Below are 22,555 nucleotides of genomic sequence, written 5' to 3'. Positions count from 1 at the left end.
AGCATTGCTTGACCGATCGTTCCAGAACCGGCTAAGTTATGGAACGAGCGGTCCGGAACTACCCCCGACGGGGCCCGGTACCAACGGCCCCGCCCGTCACCAGGACGGCTCGGCACCGACGTGATCAAGGAGTTCACCGTGAAGGCAGCAGTCATCCACCAGTACGGCCAGGTCGGCGACGTCGTGCAGGTCACCGACGTGCCCGCGCCCGCCGTCGGCCCCCGGGACGTCCTCATCGAGGTCCGCGCGGCGGGCGTCAACCCGGTGGACCACCTGATCGTCAAGGGCTTCATGGCCGCCGGCGCGCTCGCAGGGCCCGTCGTCATCGGCAGTGAGGTGGCCGGCGTGGTCACCGAGGCCGGCGCCGAGGTCACCCGGTTCGCCGCCGGGGACGAGGTCTTCACCCGGGTCGACCCGCGGGTGGGCGGCGGCTTCGCCGAGTACGTGGCCGTCGACGAGTCCCTGGTCGCGGCCAAGCCCGCCAACCTCACCTTCGAGGAGGCCGCCTCCCTGCCCCTGGTCGCCCTCACCGCCTGGCAGGCCCTGACCGAGCAGTCCGACGTACGCGCCGGCAGCCGGGTACTGGTCCACGGCGCCGCCGGCGGCGTCGGATCGGCCGCCGTCCAGATCGCCAAGCAGCTCGGCGCCGAGGTCACCGCCACCGCGAGCACCGGCAGCACCGAACTCGTCCGCTCCCTGGGCGCCGACCGCGTCATCGACTACCGCAGCGAGAAGTTCGACGAGGTCCTCTCCGGCATCGACGTCGTCCTCGACACCATCGGCGGCGACACCCAGGAGCGCTCCCTGAGCGTCCTCAAGCCCGGCGGCAGCCTGGTGTCGATCGTCCCCGTCCCGGACGCCGAGGCCAAGAAGGAGCAGTGGAACGTCGACGTCCGCAGCTTCCTCATGCGCCCGCACGGCGAGCAGCTGACCGCCCTCGCCGCCCTGGCCGAGTCCGGCCGCCTGCGGCCCCTCGTCGAGAAGGTCTTCCCCCTCGACGAAACCCCGGCCGCCCTGCAGAAGGTCGAGCGCGGCGGCGCCCGCGGCAAGACGGTCATCGGCGTCCGCCCCTGACCACACCCGGGCGCGGGCGCGGCGCCGCCGCCCGCGCACCGCGGCCGCCCCCGTCGTAGCCTCGGCCGCATGCTGGGACTCCCGGACCACGTCCGCACCTGCCTGTTCGACCTCGACGGTGTGCTCACCCGGACCGCGAAGGTGCACGCGGCCGCGTGGAAGCAGATGTTCGACGCCTACCTCCGGCAGCGGGCCGACCGCGACGGCACCCCCTTCGTCCCCTTCGACCCCGTCCACGACTACGACGCGTACGTCGACGGGCGCCCCCGCGAAGACGGGGTCCGCACCTTCCTCGCCGCCCGCGGCATCACCGTCCCCGAGGGGGACCCCGGCGACGGCCCCGACCGGGAGACCGTCCACGGCCTCGGCACCCGCAAGAACGACCTCGTCGTCCACGTCCTGCGCGAGCAGGGCGTCGAGGCGTACGAAGGGTCCGTGGCCTACGTACGGGCCGTGCGCGACGCGGGCCTGCACCGGGCCGTCGTCTCCTCCAGCGCCAACTGCCGCGAGGTCCTGGTCGCCGCCGGCATCGAGGACCTCTTCGAGCAGCGCGTCGACGGCATCACCCTCGCCGAGCAGCACCTCCCCGGCAAACCCGCCCCCGACAGCTACCTCGCCGCGGCCCGCCTGTTCGGCGTACCACCCGGCGAGGCCGCCGTCTTCGAGGACGCCCTCGCCGGGGTCGCCGCCGGCCGGGCCGGCGGCTTCGGGTTCGTCGTCGGCGTCGACCGCACCGGCCAGGCCGCCGAACTGCGCGACCACGGCGCCGACACCGTCGTGACCGACCTCGCCGAACTCCTGGACCGCTCATGATCACGCACACGGCCTTCGCCATCGAGCCCTGGCAGCTCCGGGAGACCGCGCTCGACCTCGGCGTCCTCGCCCAGAGCGAATCCGTCTTCGCCCTCTCCAACGGCCACCTCGGCTGGCGCGGCAACCTCGACGAGGGCGAGCCGCACGGCCTGCCCGGCTCCTACCTCAACGGCGTCCACGAGACCCACCCGCTGCCCTACGCCGAAGCAGGCTACGGCTACCCGGAGTCCGGCCAGACCACCATCAACGTCACCGACGGCAAGATCATCCGACTGCTCGTCGACGACCACCCCTTCGACCTCCGCTACGGCGAACTCGCCGGGCACGAACGGATCCTGGACTTCCGCACGGGCGTCCTCAGCCGCACCGCCGAGTGGACCACCCCCTCCGGCCGGACCGTCCGCGTCACCTCCCACCGGCTGGTCTCCCTGGCCCAGCGGGCCGTCGGCGCGATCTCCTACTCCGTCGAAGCCCTCGACGGCCCGGTCACCGTCGCCGTGCAGTCCGAACTCGTCGCCAACGAGCAGATGCCCCTCAGCTCCGGCGACCCGCGCGTCGCCGCCGTCATCGACTGCCCGCTGCAGCCCGAGGAGCACTACGCCCACGACACCCGGCTCCGGCTCGTCCACTGCACCGGACAGACCCGCCAGCGCGTCGTGGCCGCCGCCGACCACATCGTCGAAGGCCCCCCGAGCACCCGCTGCGCCGCCGAGAGCGAACCCGACGTCGCCCGCTTCACCGTCACCGCCGACCTCACCCCGGGCGAACGCCTCGACCTGGTGAAGTTCGTCGCCCACGGCTGGTCCCGGCAGCGCTCCCTGCCCGGCGTCCGCGACCAGGTCGAAGGGGCGCTCGCGGCCGCCCGCAACACCGGCTGGGACGGCCTCGTGACGGCCCAGCGCGGCTGCCTGGACGAGTTCTGGGAGAGCGCCGACGTCACGGTGGAAGGCGACGACGAGGTCCAGCAGGCCGTCCGCTTCGCCCTCTTCCACCTCTTCCAGGCCGCCGCCCGCGCCGAACAGCGGGCCCTGCCCGCCAAGGGCCTCACCGGCACCGGCTACGACGGACACGCCTTCTGGGACACCGAGTCCTTCGTCCTGCCCGTCCTCACCCACACCGCACCCCAGACCGTCGCCCCCGTCCTGCGCTGGCGCCACGCCACCCTCACGACCGCCCTGGAACGCGCCCGCCAGCTCGGCCTGAAGGGGGCCGCGTTCCCCTGGCGCACCATCGACGGCGCCGAATGCTCCGCCTACTGGCCGGCCGGCACCATCGCCTTCCACGTCAACGCGGACATCGCCGCCGCCGCCGAACGCTACGCGGCCTCCAGCGGCGACCTGGAGTTCCACCGCGGCCCCGGCCTCGACCTGCTCGTGCACACCGCCCGGCTGTGGCGCTCCCTGGGCCACTTCGACCGGGAGGGCGCGTTCCACATCGACGGGGTCACCGGCCCCGACGAATACAGCGCCATGGCCCGCGACAACCTGTACACCAACGCCATGGCCCGGCAGAACCTCCTCGCCGCCGCCGACGCGGTGGCCCTCCACCCCGACCGGGCCGCCGAACTCGGCGCCGACGCCGCCGAAGCCGCGGACTGGCGCCACACCGCCGCCCGGACCGTCCTCCCCTACAACGAGCGCCTCGGCGTCCACGAACAGGCCGCCGGCTTCACCGACCAGGAGGTGTGGGACTTCGAAGGCACCCCCGAGGAGCGCTACCCGCTGCTCCTGCACTACCCGTACTTCGAGCTCTACCGCAAACAGGTCGTCAAACAGGCCGACCTGGTGCTCGCCATGATGGCCTGCCCCGACGAGTTCACCGCAGAGCAGAAGGCACGCAACTTCGCCTACTACGAGCCGCTGACCGTCCGCGACTCCTCCCTGTCCGCCTGCTGCCAGGCCGTCCTCGCCGCCGAGACCGGCCACCTGCAACTGGCCTGGGACTACACCCGCGAAGCGGCCCTCATGGACCTCGGCGACCTCGAGCACAACACCCGCGACGGCCTCCACATGGCCTCGCTCGCCGGCACCTGGATCGCCCTGGTCCAGGGCCTCGGCGGACTGCGCCGGCACTTCACCCTGCCCGCCGCCCCCGGCGGGGCCGCCGACCCGCAGGACAGGCAGCCGGAGCCGCCCGTACGGTTCGCACCCCGGCTGCCCGCCACCCTCACCAGGCTCGCGTTCACCGTCCGGGTCCGCACCCGCCGGCTCCGCGTCGACATCACCCCGGCCGCGGCCCGCTACACGCTCCTCGACGGCGACCCCCTGACCGTCCTCCACCACGACACCGACGTCGCCCTCGCCCCCGGCGCACCGGTCGAACTCACCATCCCGCCCTCTCCGGACACCGCCGCCCCGCGCCAGCCCAAGGGCCGCGCCCCGCACCGCGAGGACGGGCCGTGACCGGGGGCGGCGAACGGGGCGACGTCCTGCTGGTGCGGCACGGCGAGACGGCCTGGAGCGCGACCGGGCGGCACACCGGGCTGACCGACGTGCCCCTGGGGCCCCGCGGGGTCGAGGAAGCCGTCTCCCTCGCCCCCTACTTCCGCGAGCTGACCCCCGCCCTGGTGCTCACCAGCCCGCTGAGCCGGGCCCGCAGCACCGCCCGACTGGCCGGCCTCCCGGCCGGCGAGACCGACCCCGACCTGCACGAATGGGACTACGGCGGCTACGAGGGCATCACCACCGCCGAAATCCACCGCACCCGCCCGGACTGGACCCTGTGGCGCGACGGCGTGCCGGCGGGCGACCGCGACCACCCGGGCGAGGACGCCGGGCAGGTGGGAGCCCGGGCCGACCGGGTCCTGGCCCGGGTGGCGGCGGTCCTCGCCGAGCGGCCCGGTGACGCCGTCCTTGTCGCGCACGGCCACTTCCTGCGCGTCCTCACCGCCCGCTACCTGCGGCTGCCGCCCGCCGACGGCCGGCTGTTCCTGCTCCAGACCGGAACCGTCAGCCGGCTCTCCACGGAACACGGCGAGCCGGTGATCGCCGGCTGGAACACCCGGCCGCTGCCCGCGCATCCCGGCCCTTCAGGCCTTTCCGCACCCCCGGAGGACCCGGCCTGAGCCAGTCCGGAGCACCCGATCACCACCCCGGTCCCCGATGTGTGATGCACGTCACATTCGGGGACCGCTCAGTTTTCCTGCCCGTGCCGGTCCACCTGTGTGGCACTTGCACCAAGGAAGGCACCACCATGATCCCCACGCTCAGCACCCCCGCCGGCACCACCGCTCCGACCGGCTCCCGCCTCCTGCGGGACCCCCGCACCCTGCTCGCCTGCGGCGCGGTCGCCGGACCGCTGTTCCTCGCCACCGGCCTCGCCCTCGGCCTCACCGACGACAGCTTCGACTTCGCAAGCAACGCGCTCAGCCAGCTCAGTCTCGGAGACAGCGGGTGGCTGCACCGCGTGGTGTTCCTCGCCACCGGCGCCCTCACCCTCGCGGGCGCCGCCGGCATCCGCAAGGCACTGCCCGGCACCACGGCCGGCACCTGGGCACCCCGCCTGGTCGCCGTCCTCGGCGCCTCGTTCGTCCTCAACTCCGTGTTCAGCGCCGACCCGGGCGCCGGCTACCCGGCCGGCACCCCCGAAGGCCCGCCCGCCGCCATGAGCGCCCACGGCGCGATCCACATGCTCGGCGCGGGCGCCGGCTTCCTCGCCCTGTGCGTCGCCTTCCTGCTCCTCGCCCGCGAGTTCGCCGCCGCCGGGCACCGCGGCTGGGCCCTGGCGTGCCGGATCACCCCGGCCGCCGTCCTGGCCGGCTTCGCCGCCTCGTCCGCCTCCGTCCTCGCCTTCACCGCCGGCGCCGCCGCCGGCCTCGGCTGCCTCACCGCCGTCGCCGTACGCCTGCGCCACCCGCTCCGCTGACCCACCGCACCGCACCCGCCCCCACCCCAGAGATCCCAGCGATCCGACCGAACCGGGAGAATCCCATGGCAGGCACCCCGACCAGCTACTTCCCCTCCATCGAGAAGAAGTACGGCCGCCCCATCTCCGAGTGGCAGGAGCTCATCCGCAACTCGCCGCTCAAGAAGCACATGGAACTCGTCAACTGGCTCAAGTCCGAGTTCGGCATCGGCCACGGCCACGCGACCGCCCTGGTCGCCCACACCCTCGCCGGCAACTGACCGGCAGCCGCTCGGAACCCCCGGGCCGCGGGCGCCCGCCCGCGGCCCGCCCGTGCGCCCGGCCCCCGAGCGCGGTCCCGACGGGTGATGTTCGAGCGGGTCGGCCACCGCCGGCCCGGCGACCGACGGGGCGCGGCCGATACTCCCGGCATGAGACCAGCCCGCCGGACGTCACTGCCGCGCACCGCCGCCGTCACCGCCCTCACCGCGTGCCTCGCCCTCGCCTCGCCGTTCACCGCCGCCGGCAGCGCGGCCCCGGACGGCGGGCGGGGGAGCCACTGCGTCAGCTCCCGCCCGCCGCAGCGCGGGCCCGCGCTCGACGTCCTGCGGATCGCCGAGCAGGCGCAGGCCGACATGGACCTCAAGTCCGTGATCGTGCGGGTCACCGTCGACGGCCGGGAGGTCGTCACCGCCGCGCTCGGCGAGTCCATGACGGGCGTGCCCGCCGAGCCCGCCATGCACTTCCGCAACGGCAACATCGCGATCAGCTACATGGGGACGGTCCTGTTGCGGCTGGTCGACCAGGGCAAGGTCCGCCTCGACGACCCCGTCTCGCGCTGGCTGCCCGACCTGCCGCACGGCAAGCGGATCACCCTGCGGATGCTCGGCTCCTCCACCACCGGCCTCATCGACTACGTCACCAGCCCCGGCTTCGCCGGGAAGGTCTACGCGGACCCGTTCCGCCAGTGGACGGCCAAGGAACTCGTCGCCATCTCCACCGGCAGGAAGCTCCTCTACAAGCCCGGCACCAACTGGAGCTACTCGCACGCCAACTTCGTCATCCTCGGCGCCGCCCTGGAGAAGATCACCGGCACCCGGCTGGACGTCCTGCTCCAGCGCGAGGTGCTGGGCCCGCTCGGTCTGAAGGAGACCGCCAACAGCTTCACGCCGGACATCCCGGGCCCGGTCCTGCACGCCTTCACCGCCGAGCGCGGCACGTACGAGGAATCCAGCTTCTGGAACCCCTCGTGGACCACCGCACCCGGCGCCGTCCAGACCACCGACATCTGCGACCTGGCCCGCGGCGCCGCCGGCATCGGCTCGGGCGAACTGCTCTCGCGCTCCTCGTACGAGGAACTGCTGGACCCGGGCACGGTGGGGCTGGGCCGGGCCACGGCCACCTGCCCGGCCACGGTCTGCCTCCCGAACACCGAGGAGACCCACTACGGGATGGGGGTGCTGGTCCTGGGCGACTGGCTCGCCCAGCACCCGCTGTTCTTCGGCTACACCGCCTCCCAGGCCTACCTGCCCGCCAAGCGCCTGGCCATCGCCGTCTCCACCACCAAGGGCCCCGACACCCCCGACGGCCACACGGCCCACCTGATCACCCAGCAGATCGCCGAGGAGCTGGCCCCCGGCCACCCGATCCCCGACTTCGGCTGACCGGCGCCGGCCGGCAGCGACCGGCTACGGCCGCCGGGCCGGGCCGGTGCCGCCGACGAGGGAGTCCTGGATCAGCTGGACGCTGCGGGCGAGCCGCTGGAGCTGCTGGAGTTCCACGGCGTACATCCGGATCGAGTTCTCGATGACGGAATCGGCCACGCCCATCGACGGCAGCTCGGCCCGGCTGGTCTCCAGCGCGATGCGCGTCGTGCGCATCTCGTGCTGGAGCTGGAGCTTCGCGTGCCGGGCGAGCAGGACGGGATGGCGGGTCAGCGTGGGGTAACTGCCGTAACGGGCCGGGAGGAGGTCCCGCAGCCAGCGCATTGCGGTGCGCTCCCAGTCGCGGGTGCCGGGGGCCTTGACCTGGCAGGGCCAGTCCGGGCTGAGCGTGATAGCGGTCTGCTGCATTCTCGTCGTTTCTGAGGGTGTCGAACGCTGATCGAGACGTGAGGTGTGGCGGCCCCGGCCCAGGGGTTGGCCGAGGCCGCCATGCGCGTTCCGGCGGATCCGCATGCCGGGACCGAACACGGGGCGGGACAAGGAGGAGGGGTGTCCCGTCGCGTGTCTGTTCCGGGAGGGCTTGGGGATGGCCCTCCTTGGCGTCTGGTGGATCCGAGGCGCTGGCCCAGTAAACATATATACCGTCGAGTACACAAGGGCATGAAAAATTTCATACTCACCACGGGCGTGAAAATGCCCAGGTGAATGCGGGGGGAACGGTCTGAAAAAGGGGCGAAAACCCCTTGGGGTCCGAGGCCCGGCAGGACCGGACGGCCTGCGGACCTACAGGAAGAAGCCGTGCTGGTCGGCTGCCTGCTCGTAGCTCTCCAGCCGCTCCTGGGTCCGCTCGGGCTCCGCGTCGGCCATCGCCTGGAGCAGCGCGGCCGACAGCATGCCCGGTGCCGCGTACGAGTCGAACACGAGCCGCGGCCCGGTGCCGGCGGTCAGCACCACGTCCGCCTCGTCGACCAGCGGCCCCAGCGTGGTGTCCGTGATCAGCGCGACGCGCAGCCCCGCACTGCGGGCCGCCCGCAGCGCACCCAGGGTCTCCTTCGCGTGCCGGGGCATCGAGTAGGCCAGCACCCACGTGCCGCCCGCCGCGCGGGACTGCAGCAGCGTGTCGTACGCGACGGTGCCGCCGGCCGTCACCAGCCGCACGTCGGGGTGGATCCGCCGGGCCGCGTACGCGAAGTACTCCGCGAGCGAGACCGAGATCCGCAGCCCGAGCACGGTCAGCGGCACCGACCGGGCCAGCTCCCGGCCGATGTCCAGCACCTGGTCGGTGTCCGCGAGCAGCCGCCGGACGTTCTGCAGGCTCTCGATCTCCGCGTCCACGGCCGCCTGGAGCTCGTTCTGCCAGGCCTGCCCGCGGCCGGCCGGCGCACCGGCGACCGCGCTCAGCGCGATCGGCTGGAGCACGTCCCGCAGCGCCGGGTAGCCGCTGAAGCCGAGGGAGACCGCGAACCGGGTCACGGACGGCTGGCTGACACCGACCCGCTCCGCGAGTTCGGTGATCGAGAGGAACGCGGCCTCGGTGAGGTGGTCGATCAGGTACTGGGCGATCCGCCGCTGCCCCGGCGACAGCCGCCGGCCGTCGAACAGCGCGCGCACCCGGTCGCCCGGCGCGCGCTCGTGGTCCTGCGCCTGCCCGCCCGGCGTGATGGCAGCTGCCTGAGCGCGTGCCTGCTGCCCCGATGACACCGGAAGCCTCCCTCTCATGTCACTCTCGCTCCAACATAGCTCACGCCCTGTACTCGAACGGCCACGACCACCGTCGGGTTCCCGCGGCCGCCCGCGGCTCAGCCGGCCGCCCGGCGGCCGGCCGGGCCGTTCGCGAGCGCAAGTTCCGCGACCAGCAGATTGATCAGCCAGCAGGTCCAGGCGGCGGATGCGTACGCCAGGTCGAACGGGATGCCGAGGGCCTCGCACCCGACCAGCCAGACCCGCAGCGTCACGGCCGCCAGGATCAGCGCGTACGACCGGACCATCCAGACCCGGTGCCGTTCGAACATCCGGCGGCGTGCCGTGTGGAGGGCGGCGGCCGTGGTCGCGACGAGCAGGACGTCGAGGCACGCGAAGCCGATCGGCGCGATCGGCGGCACCAGGGCCTGCGGCACCAGCACCAGCCCACCCGTTGCGGTCGCAACCACGCTGACCAGGTAGGCCCGGCCGAGGAACCGGTGCAGCGCGGGCCGGGCGGCCCGCAACCGGACCACGAACTGCCACGGCCCCAGCAGCAGGGCGGCCGTCCCGCCGCCGATGTGGAGGACCAGCGGCGTCAGACGGGCGGCGTAGACGGCCCGTTGGTCCTCCAGGAACACCTCGGGGTCCAGGGTGAAGTACCGGGCGCTCAGCAGCGCGACCAGGGCGCCGAGCAGGGTGGTCACCAGCCAGCCCGCCCGGCGCAACAGGAGGGAGCCGCGCCGGAGTTCGCCGGCGGGCGGTTCGGAAGTCGGGTTCATGGCCGCCACGCTAGGAAGAACGGGTCCTCGGAAGCGGCCCCCGACGGGGGCATCCCCGGCCGGTACCCCGGGGGTAGGCGGTCGCCGGTGTACCCCCCTGGGACGATGCGCCGCCCCCGCGGCCGCGGCTAGCGTGCGGACGACCGGCCGGGGCCCGCCCGCCGCTCCGCGTGCCGTCTCAGGCTGGAGGGAACGACTGCGATGCACCGGCTCACGACGCCCTTGGCCGCCCGGCGTCTGCGGCTGCCGCTGCCCGAACGATTGCCGGTCCCGGCCGCCTCCCGCCGCGCGGCCGCCGACGCCGCGCTCGCCGCGGGCTTCCTCGCCGCGATGCTCCTCGACCGGACCGGCGCCCGGACGGCACCCGCCCTGCTGTGCGCCACGCTCGTCGCCGGCGCCCTCGTCTTCCGCCGCACGGCGCCCCTGACCGCCTACGCGGTCGGCACCGCGGCCCTGTCCGCGGAGGCGCTCTGGTGCACGGCCGGCCCGGTCTCCCCGTACGCCAACCTGCTCGGCCTGTACTCCCTCGGCCTGTACGGGACCCGGACCCGGGCCTGGCTCGGCCCGTTCACCGCGTACCCCGGCATGGTCGCCTACTTCGCCGGAGCGGACGGCGAACGCCTGTGGAACGCGATGCCCGCCGGGGTGCTCTTCCTGTGGCTGCTGGTCTGGGCGATCGGCTACGGCACCGCCCGGCGCCTGGAGGAACGCGACGCCTCCCGGCGCCGGCTGCGCCGGGAGGCCGTCGCCGGCGAACGCGCCCGGATGGCCCGCGAGTTGCACGACCTCATCGGACACACCGTCAACCTGATGCTGGTCCAGGCCGGCGCCACCCGGCGGCTGCTGGACCGCGACCCCGACCGGGCCCGCGAGGTGCTCGGGCAACTGGAGGACACCGGCCGGGACGCCCTCGACGAACTGGACCGCGTCCTCGGCCTGCTGCGGCGCACGGCCGCGCCCGGGCTCCCGCTACCGGACCCGACCGGTGCGGACCTGCCCGTTGCGGACGAGGCGGACGGGCGGCCCGGTCTCGCCGACCTGCCCCGGCTCGCGGCCCGCCTGGCGCAGGCCGGGATCGCCGTCGACGCCCGGGTGGACCCGGGCCGCGGCGAACTGCCCAGCAGCATCGACGTGTCGGCCTACCGGATCGTGCAGGAGGCGCTCACCAACACGGTCAAGCACGCCCGGGCCGGAGCCGCCGCCGTGACCGTCCGGCGGGCCGGCGACCTGCTCGACATCGAGGTCGGCGACGACGGGCACGGCGCGCCCGCCGGCTACGTCCCCGGCCGGGGCCTGCTCGGCATCGGCGAACGCGTCGCGGTCCTCGGCGGCACCCTCGACCACGGGCCGGGCGAGCGCGGCGGTTTCCGCCTGCACGTCCGCCTCCCGGTCCGATGACCGGCCCGCAGCCCGCGCCGGACCGGATCCGGATCGTCCTGGCCGACGACGACGCCCTGCTGCGGGCCGGGCTCGCGCTGGTCCTCGGCACCGAGGACGGCCTGGAGGTCGTCGGGCAGGCGGCGGACGGCCTGGAAGCGGTCCGCCTGTGCCGCGAACTCGCCCCCGACGTGGTCCTCATGGACATCCGGATGCCCGGCGTCGACGGCGTCGAGGCCACCCGGCGGGTGACGGCCGCCGGCCTGCCCACCCGGGTGCTGGTCCTGACGACCTTCCACCACGACGCGTACGTCCGGAACGCGGTACGGGCCGGGGCGAGCGGGTTCCTCCTCAAGCGGGCCTCGCCGGAACGTCTCGTCGACGCGGTACGGACGGTCGCCGCGGGGGAGGCCCTGCTGGACCCGGCCGTCACCCGCGAGGTCCTCGCCCGGCTCGCCGCCCAGCCCGCACCGGGCCCCGTCGCCGGCGCCGGCCCGTCCGGCGACGCCCGGCTGGAGCGGCTCACCGCCCGGGAGCGCGAGGTGCTGCGGCAGGTCGCCCGGGGCCTGTCCAACACGGAGATCGCCGGCCTGCTGTCGCTGGCCGAGTCCACCGTCAAGACGCACGTGAAACGGATCCTCGCCAAGCTCGGCGCCCGGGACCGGGCACAGGCGGTGGCGATCTCGTACCAGTCCGGCCTGATGCCGTGACGGCGGCCGCGACCGCGTGCGGGTGAGGAGCGTCACCGGCGGGGGCGGTCCCGGCGGGCGGCACCCCGTTGCTAGATTGTGCGGCGGCCCGGTCCCGAGGCCCCGGACGAGATGCGCCGTACCCGGTCATGCACGACGACGCGCCAGGCGACCCCGTACCACGGGCGCCGAAGCGCCGTCCGGCCCCGGGCGGCGTCCCCTCGTCGCACAGATGGGCCGAACCGATGACCGTGCCGCTCACCCGCACCCTCTACCGCACCACCGCGCAGGCCGACGGCGGCCGGACCGGAACCGTGGTCACCGACGACGGGCGGCTCGACGTCCGGCTCGCCCCGCCGCGCAAGAAGGTGCCGGGCACCACCAACCCCGAGCAGCTGTTCGCGGCCGGGTTCGCAGCCTGCTTCACCTCCGCGCTGGCCGAGGTCGCCGCCGAGTTCGGGGCCGACGCCTCGGCCGCGCGGGTGGCCTGCGAGGTGCAGCTCGGCACCACCGACACCCCCGCCGGATACGGCCTCGCGGTCGGCCTCACCGTCTCCCTGCCGGGCTGGCGGGCCACCGACCTGCTGCCCCTGCTGCACCGGGCGGACGCGGTCTGCCCGTACTCGCAGGCGGTACGGGGCAACATCGAGGTCACGCTGCACGCAGTGGACGCCGCCGACAGCGACGCCGACAGCAGCACCGATGGCTGAGCGCCGCGCCCCGGAGCCCGGCGGGCCGGGCGTGCCGGTGCCCGCGAGGGCGGCCTGGCTGCGGCGCGGCATCAGCCGCGACGGCGGGCCGCTGGAGGAAGACCGCGAGGTGGTGTGGCTCCAGGCCGGACCGTACTTCGCGGACAGCCGCGGCTTCGCCGGCACCACCTCGTTCGACGGCCGCCGGGTGCACTTCCACCACCTGACGGGCGAGCCCGGCGAGGACATCGGCACGTTCCGCCGGGACGGCTGCGACCTCGTCGAATGGGGCACCAACCCGGACGGCGGCACCTTCCTGGAGGTGTGGACCCCGCTGCCCGCCGAGGACACCGGGACCGGCTCCTGGTCCGGCCCGGGCTGGCACGTGGTCCGCGTCGGCCGCCACGTCGTCCACGTGGACGACGTGGCGGGCACGTACGCCCGGCTCTGACGGCACGCAGCCGGTCTACGGATACGGGAAGTCGCCCGGGTCGGGGTCGGGGTCGGGCGGCGGGGCGGGAGGCTGCTCCGTCTCCGACGGCAGGCCGATCCATGCGACCACCGGGCCGGTCGGGGCGGGGGAGCCGCCGGCCGGTTCGACCGTGACGCACACCGCCGTCGCCCCGGCGACCGGCCCTTCGAGGCGCAGCTGCCGGTCGCCGGCGCCGGGCAGCAGCCCGGCCGGCCGGTAGGCGCCGGCCCCACCGAACCACAGCTCGTACGTCTTGCCCGCGGGCAGCGCCGGCAGCCCGGTCGCGAAGAAGGCCGCGACGTCCGCGCCGCGCGACACCGCCACCGTGGCCCGGCCCGCGCCGGCCAGCGCCTTCGTCCGAACCTGCACGTCCGGCGCCGCGAGCACGTCCGCCACCCCCGCCGCCTGCCGCTCGGCCCGCTGCACCTCGGCCCGCGCGTCCGCCGCCTCCCGCCACTGCCACACGGCCAGCCCGCCGAGCCCCAGCACCGCCGCCACGACCGCCGCGAGCACTGCCGCCGGCACCCGCCGCCGGGGCCGCACCACCGGAACGACGACGTCCGCCACCGGCTCCGCCCCGTGCCTCTCCTGCCCCTCCTGCCCCTTCTGCCCCTCCTGCGCCACCTGCCCGACCGCCCGCAGGACCCGCTCCCGCAGTCCCGGCGGCGGGTCGGCGGCCAGGGCCTCGCCCAGGCGGGCCGCCACGGCGCCCAGGGCGGCCACCTCGCGGGTGCACTCCGGGCAGGCCGCGGCATGGGCCTCGAAGGCGCGCCGGTCGTCGTCCGGCAGCGCGTCGAGCACGTATGCGCCCACCGCGTCGTGGGGTCCGTCCTCGGCCATCACGGCCTCCCCAGGCACTCGCCCAGCAGCCGCAGACCCGACCGCAGGCGGGCCTTGACCGTGCCCAGGGGCTGGGTCAGCGCCGCCGCCACCTCGCGGTGCGTCAGGCCTGCGTAGTACGCCAGGACCAGGCACTCGCGCTGCGCACGGGACAGCTCCGCCAGACAGCGGCCGACCCGCTCGTGCTCCAGGTGCCGTTCGACCTCCTCGGCCACCTCGTCGTACGGCCGCTCCCAGTCCCGCACCGCGCTCCGCCGCTCCCGCTCACCCGCCGCCCGGGCCGACCGCACCCGGTCGACGGCCCGCCGGTGCGCGAGGGTGAGCACCCAGGTCATGGCGCTGCCCCGGTCGGAGCGGAACCGGCCGGCCGTGCGCCAGACCTCGACCAGCACCTCCTGCGCCACCTCCTCGGCCTGGGCGGCGTCCCGGACCACGGCGGTCACCAGTCCGACGACCGGACGGCACACCGCCTCGTAGAGCCGGGTGAAGGCGTCCCGGTCGCCGCCGGCCGTCCGGCGCAGCAGATCGTCGAGGTCCGGCCCCGCTGCCGTGCGGTCCCCCGAGGAGGACCGCGGTTCTCCCGCGGTCACACTCACCGCACCTCGCTCCCGCGCCGGCCGTCGTCGGTGCCTGCCCTTCCATGCCAGCACCGATGGCCGGCGGGCGCATCACCGCGGCGCCGGGCCGCGCGCAGGTGCTACCTCTTCCAGCGGCCTTGGTCCGAGTCCTGGTAGCGGTCCCACCGGTGGTCGTCCTTGCAGACCAGGTGCCCCTTGACGTGCACCCACTTCCAGTGGCCGGGCACGTGCACCCAGACCCAGTGGCCCTTGTGGTGGACCTTCTTCCACTCCCAGTGCCCGGGGTGCCACCGCCCGTTGCGGTCCTCGTGGCCGGGCTGCCAGACCTTCTCGTGCGACCACCAGCCGTGCTGCCACCGCTTCTCCCAGTGGCCCTTGACCCACTTCTTCACCCACTGCCCGTGCTTCCAGAAGCACATGTCGGACCGGTGGTCGGCGGGCTGAAGCTTCTCCGTCCCCGCGGGCGGTCCGGACGCGGCCGCGGCCGCCCCCGTCCCGGCCGCACCGCCCGCCACCAGACCTGCCGCCGCCGCACTGACCACCAGCCGTCGGACTCCCAGCGAACCGGCCATGACCGGCACCTCCTCGCCGTCGCCGCCGTCCCCCGCGGGTGGCTCCCGCCGGGGGATGCCTGTGATTCGTAGCCGGGCCGCCCCGCGGACGTACCGCAGGCCGACCCGGGTCCGGAAACGCCGGGGGCGGGCACGCACCGCGGCTGCGGAGTGCGTGCCCGCCCGGACGCGGGTGCCGTGCGGGTCAGCTGCCCGCGGAGAGGTTGCCCGAGAGGATCGGGATGTTGCTGAGGACGTGCGAGACCGGCTCGTCGCCCTTGGCCTGCGTGGAGTTCTCGGTGCACTGCTGGGTCTGCGGGGCAGACAGGACCGGGATGTCCTGGACGCCGATGTTGAGAGCGCCGACGAGGGACTGGGCGTTGACCTTGGCGGGCACGCCGAGGCAGAGCTTGTTGGCGGTGCCCTGGACCAGGGTCGCCTGCGGGCTCATCTTGCCCTTGGTCTCCCCGTTGCCGTAGATCTGGGCCGCACCGTTGCCGTTGACGGTGTTGACGCCCTCGTCGTTGCCGATGGCCATGGCCGGGGTGGCCAGGGCGGCACCGGCGCCGAGGAGCGAAGCGGCAACGGCGGCGGTCTGCACAGCCTTCTTGAGCATCATGATCCTGTTCGTGTGGTGAAGACCCCCAGGTGCGGGGGCACACCGGTGTGACCCCCGATCCGCCCGGAAGTTGCGCTCCACCACCTGGACGGGTGATCCGCCGGCCCCGGACGGGGTCCGGGTCGGTCCACGGGTGATGACCACGGTGCCCGGGAAGTCCTCAGTCCTGCGTGGAGATGCAGAAGGGGTGGCCTGCGGGGTCCAGCAGGATCCTCCGCTGATCGGGGTGCGGTTGGACAGGGGGTTCCATGGCGCCCAGTGCCAGCATCCGTGCGTGGGCGGTGTCCAGATCGTCGACGCCCAGTTCGATGTGAGCCTGCTTGCCCTGGGACGGGTCCGGCCAGGTCGGACGCCGGTAGTCGGCCACCCGGATGAAGCCCAGTCCAGGTGAACCCTCGCGGCCGAGCAGGACGAAGTCGTCGCTGGAGTAGACGACGGGCAAGCTGAGCGCATCGCCGTAGAAGCGGGCCAGCTCGGCGGGGTCCGGGCAATCGAAGTCGACGGACAGCAAGCGGATCGCGGGTGCGGATGTGGGTCCGGTGTTCATGCGGAGGACGTTATGACGGGACCAGGACAGCTCCGGTCCTGGTCATGGGGAACACTTCGGGATGTGATCAGCACCTCCGCCCGCCTGCTCCGACTGGTCTCGCTGCTGTCCGCTCGACCGACGTGGACGTGCCGCGAGCTGGCTGAGCGGATGGCGGTCACCGACCGCACGGTTCGGCGGGACATCGCCCGGCTGCGGGAACTCGGCTACGGCATCGAGTCCGACCCGGGGCCCTGGGGCGGCTACCGCCTCGGCGGTGGCACCCGGGTGCCACCGCTGGTCCTCGACGACGAGGAGGCCCTGGCCGTGGCCGTCGCGCTGCGAGACGCCGCGCTCAGCGGAGTCCTGGGCAGCGACCGGGCCGCGCTGTCGGCGCTGCTGAAACTACGGCAGGTCCTACCGCCCCGGATCGCGGACCGGCTGGGCGAGATGGATGCGACCTTCGTCCACACTCCCAGGCCCGGGGGACCTCAGATCCCGCCCGGCGTGCTGACGGAACTGGCCGCCGCCTGCCGTCGTGGAGAGCGCTCCCGTCTTTCGTACCGAGACCATGCGGGGAAGGCCACTGTCCGGGACGTCGACCCCTACCGCCTGGTACACACGGGCCGCCGCTGGTACTTCGTCGCCCGGGACGTGGCACGGGACCAGTGGCGGACGTTCCGGGCCGACCGGGTGGCACACGTGCATTCGACCGGACATGCCGTCGAACTCGTCGACCCGCCTGACCCGGCGCTCCTCGTCTCCCGGTCCATCGCGGGCGTCGTGTACCCGCTCTACGTCACGGTCCGGCTGGCGCACCCCATGGACCGGGCGCTACGGCTGGTCCCGCCCACGATCGGCACCCATCACCCGGACGGCCCCGACGCCACCATCGTCGAAATCGGCGGCAACGACGCCGAACAGCTCGCCGCGTACCTCCTCGGCCTGGGCACCACGCTGCGGGTCCTGTCACCGGACTGCGTAAGGGAGGCGCTGCTGCGCCGGACCCGAGACCTGTCCGAGGACAACGGGGGAGGCCGGCCCCGGTAGGGCCGGTCGGACGTACGGTCAGGCGGCCGGTGCGTTGCGCGGGGTGGTCTGCTGGACCGCCCAGCCGTTGCCGTCCGGGTCCGAGAAGTACACGAAGGAACCCCACGGCTGGTCGTCGATCCCGCTGACTTCGATGCCCCGCGCGGTCAGCTCGGAATGCGCCGCCTCGATGTCCGCGACCACGACCTGCATGTTGTCCAGCGAGCCGGGCGCCATCTTGGTCAGCCCCTTGCCGAGGGCGATCGAGCAGGCCGAGCCGGGTGGGGTGAGCTGGACGAAACGCACCTCCTCGCTGACCGTCACGTCGTGGTCCGCGTGGAAGCCGACCTGCTCGTAGAACGCCTTGGCCCGGTCCACGTCCGTGACGGGCACGGCGACCAGCTCCAGCTTGATGTCCATCGTCCGCTCCTTCGAGGCAGTCCCTCGCAGCCTACGCGCAGTCGGGGCGGATCAGCGGCCGTTGTACGACCAGTGGTTCGGGTCACTCTTCGGCGGCGCGAAGTGGATCACGCCGTACGTGGCGCCGACCGCGATGAGCTTGCTGTTCAGGCCGGTGCGCGGGGTGGTGGCGATGGTCACCGGGGTGCCGGACTTGTCGGCGACCGTGATGCTGCGCGCGGACCACGTGGTGTTCATGTCGATCGCGAGCCGAGGCGTGTGCAGCGTGTTCAGGGCGGGCGCCACCCGGTTGTTCGGGTCGGTGCCGAACGCGGTGTTCAGGCGCGTGGCGGCGGCCACCGAAGCGGCGGCGTCGTACTTGCCGTTCGCATCCGTGTGCTGCCAGCAGATGTTGACGGGGGACTGGCCCTTCGCCGGCTTGAACGCGGGGACCTTGTCGGGCGTGATCTGCTTCTTCATGATCCGCCAGGCGTAGTGCATCATGTACGCCCGCTCCGCGGGTCGGTACGTCGTCACGGGCGTCACCCTGATGCCGCCGGCCCGCATGGCCTTCACGAATCCGGTCACCTTCGTGCGGTAGCCGGCCTCCAGGTCCTCCAGGCGCGTGCTGGCCGGGAACTGCTGGGCCCAGGCCGCTCCACTGAGCGACTTGGTGGCGCAGGTGCGGCGGAAGGTGGGGCTGTCCGAGCTGGGGTAGCAGGTGCCGCTGCTGACGCTGACCGTCCAGTTGATGGCGTACGTCTTCGGTACGAGGAACGGGTTGGGCTTCTTGTACGTGTGCTCCACGGGCGTCAGGGTCGTGCCGTCGGGGCCGCCGGCGAAGTCGCGGGTCGTGGTCTCGCCGTCGCCCCAGACGGTCTTGAGCCGGAACGTGCACCGGCTGGTGTCACCCCGGCTGACCAGCCGGAACGCGACCTTCGGGTCCGAACTCACGCAGTTCGGGTACGACTTCTTGAAGCAGGTCGTCGCGGCGGTCGACTGCAGTTCGCCGGCCATCTCGACGGACCCGGACGAGGTGGCGGGCCGGACGTCGGCGGACGCGGTGCCGCCGGCCACGAGGACGGCGCCGGCGGCCAGAGCGGTGGTCCAGCGGGGCATGGGCAGGGTCAAGGGATTCTCCCCCCAGGAGTGCGGAAAGCGCAGTGGGGCCCGGGCGTTCGTCATCCCCCCAATGGCGACGAATCCGGCCGAGCGGGCCTGCGGGCAGCGTAGTGACGTTCCGCGGTGGCCGGGGTGCAACGGTGGAATCCCCGCCCCGTCTACGACTGTTGGCCCCCCTGGCCCCCGCGCCGTGCGGGTCTCCGGCCCGTACCGGGGTCCTCGATCGCCGGACGGGCTGGATGTGCCCCGCGGTATCGGCCCGCCGAGCGGCGTCCCCCGTTGCAGGGGCTCCGCCCCCACACCCCCGCGCCTCAAACGCCGGCGGGGCTGAAGTGAGCCCCGGTTCGCCTCACAGGCCGGCTCGGCTGGATCTGCCCCGGCGCAGCCGGAGGGGCTCGGCGGGACGGTGTACAGGCCACCGCCCGGGTCACGGCGTGGCCGGACCCTCCGGTGCCACCCGGGTCAGGACGAGCAGCGCGTCCACCAGGTCCTCCGCCGGCGCCCCCGTCGCCAGCCGGCGCAGCTGCTGGCCGAAGACGAGCGCGACGGCCACCCCCGCCATCCGCTCGGCGTCGGGGACCCCGAGCTGCCCCAGGATCCGTGCCGCCAGCCGGTCGTACGCCGCGAAGCACTCCGCCGCCGCCGCGCGCAACCGCTCGTCCCGCCCGGCCTGGACGTACAGTTCGAAGGGTGCGATGTGCCGGTCGTCGAACGCGGTGCCGCCCGCGACCCGGGCCACCACCTCCACTGCCTGCCCGAGGTCGAGACCGTCCGAGCAGTCGTCGGCCAGCGCCGTGAAGGTCCGGGTCTCCTCGGTCACGAAATGCAGCAGGCTCTCCCGCAACAGGTCGTGCTGGGTGGCGAAGTGGTACGTGACCGAGCCGAGGGAGACCGCGGCCTCCTTCGCGATCCGCCGGTTGGTCACGGCGGCCACGCCGTCCTGCCCGATGATCCGCAGTACGGCGTCGACGATGCTCTGGCGGGTGTCGGCAGCAGGAGACATGCCGACATTCTCACCTACCGGGCCGGGTCCCCGGCCTGCCGCCCCCCGAGTCCGCCGCGTCCGTCGACTCCCCGGCCGCTCTGGACAACGCCCCGCACCCCTCCCTAGTGTTCGTTCGAACGAACAACATGAGTGCGAGAAGTGGGAGTTGCCGTGAACCTGTCCGGACAGCGTGTTCTGCTCACCGGCGCCACCGGAGGCCTCGGCGAGTGCCTGGCCGCGCGGCTGTCGGCGTCCGGGGCCCGCCTCACGGTCACCGGGCGGCGCGACGCGGCCCTCAAGACCGTCGCCGACGCCCACGGGGCCCGTGCCGTGGTCGCCGACCTCGCCGTACGGGCCGATGTGAGCCGCCTCGCCGAGGAGTGCGCCGACACGGACGTGCTCGTCGCCAACGCGGCCCTCCCCGCGAGCGGGGACCTCCTCGACTACACCGAGGAGCAGCTCGACCGCGCCCTCGACGTCAACCTGCGGTCCCCGATCCTGCTGTCCCGGCTGCTCGCCGAGCGGATGCTGGAGCGCGGCCGCGGCCACATCGTGCTCGTCGGCTCCATATCCGGCAAGGCGGCGACCAAGTCCAGCTCCTTGTACAACGCGACCAAGTTCGGGCTGCGCGGCTTCGCCCTCGCGCTGCGCCAGGACCTCGGCGGCACCGGGGTGGGGGTGTCGCTGGTCCAGCCGGGGTTCGTCCGGGACGCCGGCATGTTCGCGGCCACCGGCGCCGCCACGCCGGGCGGCATCCGGACCGTCACTCCCGAGCAGGTCGCCGACGCCGTCGTCCGGGCCGTCCGCCGGGACCTGACCGAGGTGAACGTGGCCCCGCTGGAGCTGCGGCTGCTGAGCGCGGTCGCCGGCCAGTTCCCCCGGTTCGCCGAACGCGTCCAGGCCCGCTCCGGCGCCGAAGGCACCGTACGGCAGATCGTCGAGGCGCAGCGCGGCCAACGGTAGGCCGGCAGGCCGGGGCGCGGCAGTCCGTCAGCGGAACCGGCCGTCCGGTGCGGTCAGCAGGTGCAGTGCCCGGTGTTCGGCGCCCGCCTGGGCCGCCCCGGCGCCCAGCAGCCCCTGATCGGCGGCCTCTCGCAGCGCCGTACTGACCTCGTCGCAGCGGTCGCAGCCGTCGACCCAGCCCGGGACCAGGTCGAGATGACGGTTGGCCAGATGGCGGGCCAGCGCCGACAGCGGCCGGGGCGCGCCTCCGGGCGCGTCGGGCCGGGGGCGGTCCATCGGCCGTACGGCCTGGTGCAGGCGGGCGCAGTCCGGGCAGGCTGCCGTCGGCAGGGCCGGGGAATCGGCACTCATACCGGCCACGGTAACGCCCTCGACCCGTTGCCACCCGCCCCGGCTCGGCCCGTACGCCCGCCCGGGTCGGTCGGCCCGCCCTCCATCGGTCCGCCGCGGGCCGTCCGCGCGTCTCGGCCCTCCGCGCGTCTCGGCCCTCCGCGTGTCTCGGCCCTCCGCGTGTCTCAGTCCTCCGTGAGCGCCGGTCCCGTGCGGGGGGCCGCGGGCCGACCGGCCGGTGATCTGGGCGCCGGAGTTGGCGACGGTGAGCCCGGCGTCCGCGTGGGGGGCGTAGTCGATGCGGTCCTGGGGCTCGGCGCGGCCGCTGCCGTCCCCGGGCCCTGTCGTCAGGCTCCTGCCTGCCCCGCGGTGCCGGGCGCACACTCTCGCCGGTGCTTCTGGAGCGCACGGTGTGCGCGGGCTGGATCGCGCCCGCCGTCGAGCGGATCGAGCCGGACTGCGCCTCGGTGACCGGGCGTCTGCCGGACGGCACGGGCGTGGTGTTCGCGCACGGGGAGCACCTGATCGACGCGGTCGCGGCGGGCGCGCAGGACGCCGGGCTGCTGGGCGTGCGGCGGACCAGCCTGCTGCTGCGGGTGTGCCGGATGACCACCACCGCCGCGGGCCGCCCGGTCGAGTGGCCCGACGACCGGCACCGAGTCGGTCGCGGGCGGCTTCCGCGTGCACAACTCGATCGGCAACCACGCACTGGCCGCCTCCCTCCGGCCGGCCTGACCGCCGGAAACCCGGGTGCGGCCGGCACGGCCGGGTGGCAGGCTCCGCTGGTGAACCGTGAAGAGATCTCCCGCATAGCCCACACCGGCCACCCGATCGCCGCCCCGCTCGACGACGGGGCGGTGCGCCTCCTGCTGGACAGCGCCCTGCCCGCGGGCGGTCGGGGGCGGCTGCTCGATCTCGGCTGCGGTGGCGGCGAGTGGCTGCTGCGGGCCCTGTCCGCGCACCCGCAGCTGCGGGCCGAGGGCGTCGACGTCTCCGCGGCCGCGCTGGCCCGCGCCCGGCAGGCCGCGGCCCGGGCCGGGGTCGGGGACCGCCTGGTCCTGCACCACGGGGACGCCGCCGGATTCGCCCCCGGCGGGGCCTTCGACCTCGTGCTGTGCGTGGGCGCCACGCACGCCTTCGGCGGGCTGCTGCCCACGCTCGCCGCCGCCCGCGAGCACCTGGCCCCCGGCGGCCGGGTCCTCGTCGGCGACGGCTTCTGGGACGGCGAACCGTCCGCCGAAGCCGTCGCCGTGCTCGGCGAGCTCGAAGACCTCCCGACGACCCTGGACCGCATCGCGGCGGACGGCTGGGTCCCTGTGCAGGGGCACATCAGCTCCCGCGCCGAACTCGACGCCTACGAGTGGTCGTGGACGGGGTCACTGGCGGCCTGGGCGCTGGACCACCCCGAGGACCCGGACAGCACCCGGGCGCTGGAGGCGGCGGCCGCCCACCGCACCGAGTGGCTGCGGGGCTACCGCGACGTCTTCGGCTTCGTCAGCCTCGTGCTGCGTCCGGTCGGCGACTGAGTCC

26 protein-coding genes, 1 pseudogene and 1 riboswitch are annotated in these 22,555 nt (G+C 74.2%); of the genes and pseudogenes, 15 read left to right on the top strand and 12 right to left on the bottom strand.

The window, feature by feature from the left end; all coding sequences use genetic code 11:
* Positions 1 to 138: 138 nt before the first annotated feature.
* The 7 genes from LG634_RS22330 to LG634_RS22300 all read left to right on the top strand — a co-directional run bounded on the left by LG634_RS22330 (position 139) and on the right by LG634_RS22300 (position 7,394).
* Positions 139 to 1,074 carry an NADP-dependent oxidoreductase gene (locus LG634_RS22330; RefSeq protein WP_226735691.1) on the top strand — a complete coding sequence of 312 codons (936 nt, stop codon included), beginning with the start codon at positions 139 to 141 and terminating at the stop codon, positions 1,072 to 1,074.
* Positions 1,075 to 1,143: 69 nt separating this feature from the next.
* A complete protein-coding gene (locus LG634_RS22325) occupies positions 1,144 to 1,887 on the top strand; it encodes a beta-phosphoglucomutase family hydrolase (RefSeq protein ID WP_226735690.1) in 744 nt (247 codons plus the stop codon).
* Positions 1,884 to 4,289, top strand: a complete 2,406-nt coding sequence (locus tag LG634_RS22320) for a glycoside hydrolase family 65 protein (RefSeq protein ID WP_226735689.1) — start codon at positions 1,884 to 1,886, stop codon at positions 4,287 to 4,289. The genes LG634_RS22325 and LG634_RS22320 overlap by 4 nt, the downstream gene beginning before the upstream one ends.
* Entirely contained in the window at positions 4,286 to 4,951 is a 666-nt protein-coding gene (locus tag LG634_RS22315) for a histidine phosphatase family protein (protein WP_226735688.1), read from the top strand. The genes LG634_RS22320 and LG634_RS22315 overlap by 4 nt, the downstream gene beginning before the upstream one ends.
* A 128-nt stretch (positions 4,952 to 5,079) precedes the next feature.
* A complete protein-coding gene (locus tag LG634_RS22310) occupies positions 5,080 to 5,751 on the top strand; it encodes a DUF998 domain-containing protein (RefSeq protein WP_226735687.1) in 672 nt (223 codons plus the stop codon).
* Positions 5,752 to 5,816: 65 nt separating this feature from the next.
* Positions 5,817 to 6,011 carry a DUF4287 domain-containing protein gene (locus tag LG634_RS22305; protein ID WP_226735686.1) on the top strand — a complete coding sequence of 65 codons (195 nt, stop codon included), beginning with the start codon at positions 5,817 to 5,819 and terminating at the stop codon, positions 6,009 to 6,011.
* Positions 6,012 to 6,161: 150 nt separating this feature from the next.
* The gene (locus LG634_RS22300; protein ID WP_264203435.1) at positions 6,162 to 7,394 is read left to right on the top strand and encodes a serine hydrolase domain-containing protein; all 1,233 of its coding nucleotides are present in this window, start codon (positions 6,162 to 6,164) and stop codon (positions 7,392 to 7,394) included.
* Between the two features lie 24 nt (positions 7,395 to 7,418).
* On the opposite strand, the gene LG634_RS22295 is transcribed toward LG634_RS22300, so the two are convergent.
* The 3 genes from LG634_RS22295 to LG634_RS22285 form a co-directional block, all read right to left on the bottom strand.
* Positions 7,419 to 7,802: a hypothetical protein gene (locus LG634_RS22295; protein ID WP_226735685.1), complete on the bottom strand. Its 384-nt coding sequence runs from the start codon at positions 7,800 to 7,802 to the stop codon at positions 7,419 to 7,421.
* Positions 7,803 to 8,177: 375 nt separating this feature from the next.
* Positions 8,178 to 9,095 (bottom strand): MurR/RpiR family transcriptional regulator, encoded by a 918-nt coding sequence (locus LG634_RS22290; RefSeq protein WP_226735684.1) that lies wholly within the window; start codon positions 9,093 to 9,095, stop codon positions 8,178 to 8,180.
* Between the two features lie 98 nt (positions 9,096 to 9,193).
* Entirely contained in the window at positions 9,194 to 9,856 is a 663-nt protein-coding gene (locus LG634_RS22285; protein WP_226735683.1) for a DUF2306 domain-containing protein, read from the bottom strand.
* A 201-nt stretch (positions 9,857 to 10,057) separates the two neighbouring features.
* On the opposite strand from LG634_RS22285, the gene LG634_RS22280 reads away from it, so the two are divergent.
* The 4 genes from LG634_RS22280 (at position 10,058) to LG634_RS22265 (ending at position 13,062) form a co-directional block, all read left to right on the top strand.
* On the top strand, positions 10,058 to 11,254 hold the full coding sequence (locus tag LG634_RS22280) for a sensor histidine kinase (protein ID WP_226735682.1): 1,197 nt from the start codon (positions 10,058 to 10,060) through the stop codon (positions 11,252 to 11,254).
* On the top strand, positions 11,251 to 11,943 hold the full coding sequence (locus LG634_RS22275; protein ID WP_226735681.1) for a response regulator: 693 nt from the start codon (positions 11,251 to 11,253) through the stop codon (positions 11,941 to 11,943). The genes LG634_RS22280 and LG634_RS22275 overlap by 4 nt, the downstream gene beginning before the upstream one ends.
* Positions 11,944 to 12,025: 82 nt before the next feature.
* Positions 12,026 to 12,088, top strand: a riboswitch (guanidine-III (ykkC-III) riboswitch).
* A 79-nt stretch (positions 12,089 to 12,167) separates the two neighbouring features.
* On the top strand, positions 12,168 to 12,632 hold the full coding sequence (locus LG634_RS22270; protein ID WP_226735680.1) for an Ohr family peroxiredoxin: 465 nt from the start codon (positions 12,168 to 12,170) through the stop codon (positions 12,630 to 12,632).
* Positions 12,625 to 13,062, top strand: a complete 438-nt coding sequence (locus LG634_RS22265; protein ID WP_226735679.1) for a hypothetical protein — start codon at positions 12,625 to 12,627, stop codon at positions 13,060 to 13,062. Before LG634_RS22270 ends, LG634_RS22265 begins: the two co-directional genes overlap by 8 nt.
* A 15-nt stretch (positions 13,063 to 13,077) precedes the next feature.
* Here the strand turns inward: LG634_RS22265 and LG634_RS22260 are convergent, their stop codons facing one another.
* The 5 genes from LG634_RS22260 to LG634_RS22240 form a co-directional block, all read right to left on the bottom strand.
* Positions 13,078 to 13,923 carry an anti-sigma factor gene (locus LG634_RS22260; RefSeq protein WP_226735678.1) on the bottom strand — a complete coding sequence of 282 codons (846 nt, stop codon included), beginning with the start codon at positions 13,921 to 13,923 and terminating at the stop codon, positions 13,078 to 13,080.
* Positions 13,923 to 14,513: an ECF RNA polymerase sigma factor SigK gene (gene sigK, locus LG634_RS22255; RefSeq protein ID WP_226735677.1), complete on the bottom strand. Its 591-nt coding sequence runs from the start codon at positions 14,511 to 14,513 to the stop codon at positions 13,923 to 13,925. Before sigK ends, LG634_RS22260 begins: the two co-directional genes overlap by 1 nt.
* Before the next feature lie 107 nt (positions 14,514 to 14,620).
* Positions 14,621 to 15,073, bottom strand: coding sequence for a hypothetical protein (locus LG634_RS22250; protein ID WP_226735676.1), 453 nt, complete (start codon positions 15,071 to 15,073; stop codon positions 14,621 to 14,623).
* A gap of 184 nt (positions 15,074 to 15,257) precedes the next feature.
* A complete protein-coding gene (locus tag LG634_RS22245; RefSeq protein ID WP_226735700.1) occupies positions 15,258 to 15,668 on the bottom strand; it encodes a rodlin in 411 nt (136 codons plus the stop codon).
* Positions 15,669 to 15,831: 163 nt separating this feature from the next.
* Positions 15,832 to 16,218, bottom strand: a complete 387-nt coding sequence (locus tag LG634_RS22240) for a VOC family protein (protein ID WP_226735675.1) — start codon at positions 16,216 to 16,218, stop codon at positions 15,832 to 15,834.
* Positions 16,219 to 16,281: 63 nt separating this feature from the next.
* On the opposite strand from LG634_RS22240, the gene LG634_RS22235 reads away from it, so the two are divergent.
* Positions 16,282 to 17,247, top strand: a complete 966-nt coding sequence (locus LG634_RS22235) for a helix-turn-helix transcriptional regulator (protein ID WP_226735674.1) — start codon at positions 16,282 to 16,284, stop codon at positions 17,245 to 17,247.
* Between the two features lie 18 nt (positions 17,248 to 17,265).
* On the opposite strand, the gene LG634_RS22230 is transcribed toward LG634_RS22235, so the two are convergent.
* The 3 genes from LG634_RS22230 to LG634_RS22220 all read right to left on the bottom strand — a co-directional run bounded on the left by LG634_RS22230 (position 17,266) and on the right by LG634_RS22220 (position 19,750).
* The gene (locus LG634_RS22230; RefSeq protein WP_226735673.1) at positions 17,266 to 17,646 is read right to left on the bottom strand and encodes a VOC family protein; all 381 of its coding nucleotides are present in this window, start codon (positions 17,644 to 17,646) and stop codon (positions 17,266 to 17,268) included.
* A 51-nt stretch (positions 17,647 to 17,697) separates the two neighbouring features.
* On the bottom strand, positions 17,698 to 18,756 hold the full coding sequence (locus tag LG634_RS22225; protein WP_226735672.1) for a hypothetical protein: 1,059 nt from the start codon (positions 18,754 to 18,756) through the stop codon (positions 17,698 to 17,700).
* A 418-nt stretch (positions 18,757 to 19,174) separates the two neighbouring features.
* Positions 19,175 to 19,750, bottom strand: coding sequence for a TetR/AcrR family transcriptional regulator (locus LG634_RS22220; RefSeq protein WP_226735671.1), 576 nt, complete (start codon positions 19,748 to 19,750; stop codon positions 19,175 to 19,177).
* A 153-nt stretch (positions 19,751 to 19,903) separates the two neighbouring features.
* On the opposite strand from LG634_RS22220, the gene LG634_RS22215 reads away from it, so the two are divergent.
* On the top strand, positions 19,904 to 20,695 hold the full coding sequence (locus LG634_RS22215) for an SDR family NAD(P)-dependent oxidoreductase (RefSeq protein ID WP_226735670.1): 792 nt from the start codon (positions 19,904 to 19,906) through the stop codon (positions 20,693 to 20,695).
* Between the two features lie 27 nt (positions 20,696 to 20,722).
* On the opposite strand, the gene LG634_RS22210 is transcribed toward LG634_RS22215, so the two are convergent.
* The gene (locus LG634_RS22210) at positions 20,723 to 21,046 is read right to left on the bottom strand and encodes a hypothetical protein (RefSeq protein ID WP_226735669.1); all 324 of its coding nucleotides are present in this window, start codon (positions 21,044 to 21,046) and stop codon (positions 20,723 to 20,725) included.
* Positions 21,047 to 21,414: 368 nt separating this feature from the next.
* Here LG634_RS22210 and LG634_RS22205 point away from each other — a divergent pair.
* Together LG634_RS22205 and LG634_RS22200 are read left to right on the top strand one after the other, a co-directional pair.
* A pseudogene (locus tag LG634_RS22205) lies at positions 21,415 to 21,760 on the top strand (UTRA domain-containing protein); the annotation flags it as partial.
* Between the two features lie 50 nt (positions 21,761 to 21,810).
* Positions 21,811 to 22,551: an SAM-dependent methyltransferase gene (locus LG634_RS22200; RefSeq protein ID WP_226735668.1), complete on the top strand. Its 741-nt coding sequence runs from the start codon at positions 21,811 to 21,813 to the stop codon at positions 22,549 to 22,551.
* The last annotated feature ends 4 nt before the right edge of the window (positions 22,552 to 22,555 follow it).

The organism is Streptomyces bambusae (genome assembly GCF_020532645.1).
GTDB classification, from domain to species: Bacteria; Actinomycetota; Actinomycetes; order Streptomycetales; family Streptomycetaceae; genus Streptomyces; species Streptomyces bambusae.
The sequence above is the reverse complement of the archived record's forward strand: the minus strand, read 5'-3'. Positions and strand labels throughout refer to the sequence as shown.